Source organism: Mesorhizobium sp. M7A.F.Ca.CA.002.05.1.1, from assembly GCF_003998335.1.
GTDB lineage: Bacteria > Pseudomonadota > Alphaproteobacteria > Rhizobiales > Rhizobiaceae > Mesorhizobium.
The window spans coordinates 1-3564 of sequence record NZ_RZQI01000627.1 but is presented as its reverse complement, the minus strand read 5'-3'; the positions used below and the strand labels follow the sequence as shown (position 1 = coordinate 3564).

Annotated in this window: 5 protein-coding genes and 1 pseudogene; 1 reads left to right on the top strand and 5 read right to left on the bottom strand. The window is 62.1% G+C overall.

Features of this window, described 5'->3' with window-relative positions:
• Positions 1–224 precede the first annotated feature (224 nt).
• From EN939_RS25405 to EN939_RS25385, 5 genes are all read right to left on the bottom strand, one after another.
• Positions 225–611 (bottom strand): type II toxin-antitoxin system VapC family toxin, encoded by a 387-nt coding sequence (locus EN939_RS25405; protein WP_127270551.1) that lies wholly within the window; start codon positions 609–611, stop codon positions 225–227.
• Positions 608–853 (bottom strand): type II toxin-antitoxin system Phd/YefM family antitoxin, encoded by a 246-nt coding sequence (locus EN939_RS25400; RefSeq protein ID WP_056595839.1) that lies wholly within the window; start codon positions 851–853, stop codon positions 608–610. The genes EN939_RS25405 and EN939_RS25400 overlap by 4 nt, the downstream gene beginning before the upstream one ends.
• 161 nt (positions 854–1014) lie before the next feature.
• Positions 1015–1323 carry a putative quinol monooxygenase gene (locus EN939_RS25395; RefSeq protein ID WP_023809886.1) on the bottom strand — a complete coding sequence of 103 codons (309 nt, stop codon included), beginning with the start codon at positions 1321–1323 and terminating at the stop codon, positions 1015–1017.
• 63 nt (positions 1324–1386) lie between these two features.
• Complete coding sequence (locus EN939_RS25390; RefSeq protein WP_127270549.1) at positions 1387–2166, bottom strand: SDR family NAD(P)-dependent oxidoreductase; 780 nt, start codon at positions 2164–2166, stop codon at positions 1387–1389.
• Positions 2167–2315: 149 nt separating this feature from the next.
• On the bottom strand, positions 2316–2753 hold the full coding sequence (locus tag EN939_RS25385; protein ID WP_127270547.1) for a DsrE family protein: 438 nt from the start codon (positions 2751–2753) through the stop codon (positions 2316–2318).
• A 102-nt stretch (positions 2754–2855) separates the two neighbouring features.
• Here EN939_RS25385 and EN939_RS25380 point away from each other — a divergent pair.
• Positions 2856–3564: pseudogene (locus tag EN939_RS25380) on the top strand (hypothetical protein); the annotation flags it as partial.

Below are 3564 nucleotides of genomic sequence, written 5' to 3'. Positions count from 1 at the left end.
GAGTTCCAGCGCGCCGGCAAACAGCAGGGAAACAACCAGCAGGGCAAGCCACTGCCAGAGCTTGCGCATCCGCGCCATGCGCTCGAGTGTGGGCAGGTCCGGGGATGGCTGCTCGGCCGAGGAATCCATGTTTCGGTCTTAGACTTGAAGCGGGACGATGCGAACCCCCGCTTTGCCGAAAAAGGAAGCTGTGTGGCGCGCGAGTCACGCAGTTTACCAAGGTGTCAGAGCTTTCGGATAGGACCGGGATAACGGGCGACAAGATCGTCCATCGTCAGCAAGGTAATCCCCTCAATGGTTGCCTGGGCGACCAGGATTCGATCGAAGGGATCCTTGTGGATCGCCGGAAGTCCGTCGATGGCGAGGGCATGTTCACTGGTGATCGGCAAGTCGTGATAGCCATTGTCGAATAGGCCTCGCCGGAGCAAACGGGGATCGACCTGGAAATCATCCCGTCCCAGTCCTCGTTTGATTGCGATCTCCCAAAGGCTGGCGGGACTGAACAGCAATTCGTTCTCGGGGTCCTCAATCTCGGCGAGAGCCGCAGGTGTTAGCCGATCCGGTTCGCCAGCCGCCCACAGCAGCAAATGGGTGTCGAGTAGCAGTTTCAAGTGTTGACACCGAACAGTTGCTCAATCTCCTCGCCACCCATGCGGTCGAAATCGTCGGGAACGGAAAACTGGCCGGCCATAAAACCGACCCTTCGCGCCTGCGACGAGGCCGGCTGATCGATAGGCACGACTTTCACCAATGGTTTGCCCGCCTTGGCGATGATGAACGGCTCACCTTTGGCAGCTCGGTCAACGAGACGTGAAAGATTGGTCTTCGCATTGTGGATGTTCACGGTCTGCATCGCAGGTTTCTCCAAGTGGACTTAGTCCACAGAGCTTAGTCCATTTTCAGAGAATTACAAGTGGAGCGCGATGACTGGCAAAACCCGGGGTCGAGATTGTTCACCTGTCGATATTGCACCCTGGAGTGCGAACCTCGCCTCGGCATCAAGCCGTGGGCGGATCACCCCGTCTTGCCGTCAGCCAGCCCGAAGCCGCCGACGGGATGGGTCTCGACCTGGAATTCGAAGCCGGCGATGAATGGCCGCGCCTTGGCGATCGCCGCCTGGACTTCGGGAAGCTGCAGCGAGGCCTTGTGACTTTCGGCGTCGGTCCACACTTCGGTGACCCAGATCGCGTCGGCATCGGCGGGGTCGCGGGCGATGATATAGCTCAGGCAGCCTGGCAGGGCGCCTGTACTGTCGCGCAGAAGGTCCATGACCGCGTCGCGCTGGCCGCGCGCCGCCCGCATCTTGCCGATCAGTCCGTACATTCCGTTGTCTCCCTTTGAGGTTTTCGACAAGAACATGCAGACCGCCAGTATGCCGGTAGCCGTTCAAGGCATCAACTGGCCGCCATTCACCTCGATCACCTGGCCGGTGATGTAGCCGCTGAGAAGGTCCGAAGAGAGGAACAGATAGGCGCCGACGCAATCCTGCGCCGTGCCGGCGCGTCCCTGCGGAATGGTGGCGACCATGCCCTTCATCTGCTCGTCGGTCGAATAGCGCTCGTGGAACGGGGTGAGAATGGTTCCGGGCGCTACCGCGTTGACGCGGATGCCGAAGCCGATCAGTTCCTTGGCCATGCCGCGCGTCACATTGGAGACGAAGGCCTTGGCCGAGCCGTAAAGCCCGGCGCCGCCGCCGGCGCCGTTGCGCGCGGCGATCGAGGAGGTGTTGACGATGAAGCCGCCCTGTTTCTTCAGCCACGGGATCGCCTTGCGCGAAGCAGTCAGCACCGAGCGCGCATTGAGGTCCATCACAGCGTCGTAATGCGCCTCGGTCTGCTCGGCATAAGGGATGCGGCCAAGCATGCCGCCGGCATTGTTGACCAGCCCGTCGAGGCGGCCGAAATATTGCGCGCTGTCTTCGACGACGCGCTCGACATCGGCGGCAACGGAAAAATCGCCCTGAACGAGAAACACCTCGCCGCCCTTGTCGGCAATCGTCAGGCCGAGCTTCTCGGCGGCGTCTTGACTCGAATTGTAGTGCAGCGCCACCTTGCATTTCTGCGCTGCATAGGCCAGCGCGAGCGCCGCTCCGATGCCGGTCGACGCACCGGTGACCAGCACTGCCTTGCCGGCAAGATCGGGTATGCTGAGTGTGGTGGCTGGCACGGTTCTTCCTCCGGGAGGTCTGCCTGTCCTTCGTAGGCCCTTGCCACCCCGGTGTTCAAGCCTTTGAGCAATTCAAGGAAACGTGTGGAGCGGTTTCCCGGCAAAGCGAGTAGCGCTTTCCCTCGGGAATTTGCGCCCAACAAACCGCTCTACGGATGCAGATAGGCGTAACCCTGGCCTTGCAGTTCGGCGAGTTTGACGACGCCGCCCTTGTCGGCGGCATGAAACCCGGCGAGCAGGTCGGGGAGCGAAATATCCATGCCTTGCATGGTGTTGGCGCAGGCATGGGGTTCCAGCCCCTGCCGCACCAGGCCGGCGAAGCGCCCGGAAATCGCGGCCGATATGCCTTTCGACTTGAAGGCCGCGAGCGCGGGACCATGCACGACCAGCACGATGTCGACATTGCCGCCGGTGCCCTCATAGTGGTTCTTGATGTTGCCGAGCACGAAATTGACCTTGTCGGTGTCGCTCAAGTGGTAGGCGACTTTTTGCCTTGCGGGCTCGGTGGCGGCTGCCTGTGCTGCCCGCAAACCGAGAAGCGTTCCGGTTCCGGCAAGAACCGCGCGGAACATATCGCGCCGACGCATGGAATCCTCCTCCGCTTGGCGGCCCGCCGCGAATTGCGTGGCTGCGGCCGCAATACTAGCATAAATTGGCGTTGCGTCCTGTCGATGCGGAGGAGAGATCACATGGCGTTCAGGGCAGGGGAATGGAAGACAGTCGCCGGCGCCGGGTTTGGCGCGGCGCTGCTTGGCTTGCTTGCCGGATCGGCCTCCGCCGACGATGCGCTGAAGCTCACCGAACTCAGTCCGAACGGCGCTGATGCCTGTTTCGGCCGCGTCTATGATGCGGGGCATCTCAAGGCGCACCCGAAGCAGAAGGTGACGCGGATCTTCTTCTACTACGGCCATGATCCGGTCAGCCGGCCGAACGAGGAACCGACCGTGAATTCCGACACGTCCTACAATGCTTTCATCGCCACCACCGTGCGCGGCGCCAAGTCGCCGGAATGGGCCGGCGGCTGGTGCAATCATGCGTCAGAGGACGGCAAGACAGGCCCGGTTCATTGCGGCATGGAATGCGACCGGACGCTTGCGTCGCTGAAGGTCGACGACAAGGGCCGGCTGTTCCTCTCGGATCTGCAGCCCGACATCTATCTCGATGCCGGTTCGGAAGAAGAGCTTGGCGCTGCGGAATATAGCAGGCAGGCACTCGGCAAGGATGACGACAATTTTCGCCTCGACCCGATCCCAGCGGCGACCTGCAAGGCGGAGTTCGCGCGCATCGATCCGGTCGACCCGGCGCTAGGCCCGCCGCTGCGCGAGCGGCTGAAGCCGGACCAGGCCTTCTGCTATGGGCGCGACTACGATGCAGCGCATCTCGGCTCGCACCCCGATC

Coding starts and splice junctions, on each gene's coding strand:
- EN939_RS25400 (WP_056595839.1), bottom strand. CDS start 853: ATGCAGACCGTGAACATCCACAATGCGAAGACCAATCTTTCACGTCTC.
- EN939_RS25395 (WP_023809886.1), bottom strand. CDS start 1,323: ATGTACGGACTGATCGGCAAGATGCGGGCGGCGCGCGGCCAGCGCGAC.
- EN939_RS25385 (WP_127270547.1), bottom strand. CDS start 2,753: ATGCGTCGGCGCGATATGTTCCGCGCGGTTCTTGCCGGAACCGGAACG.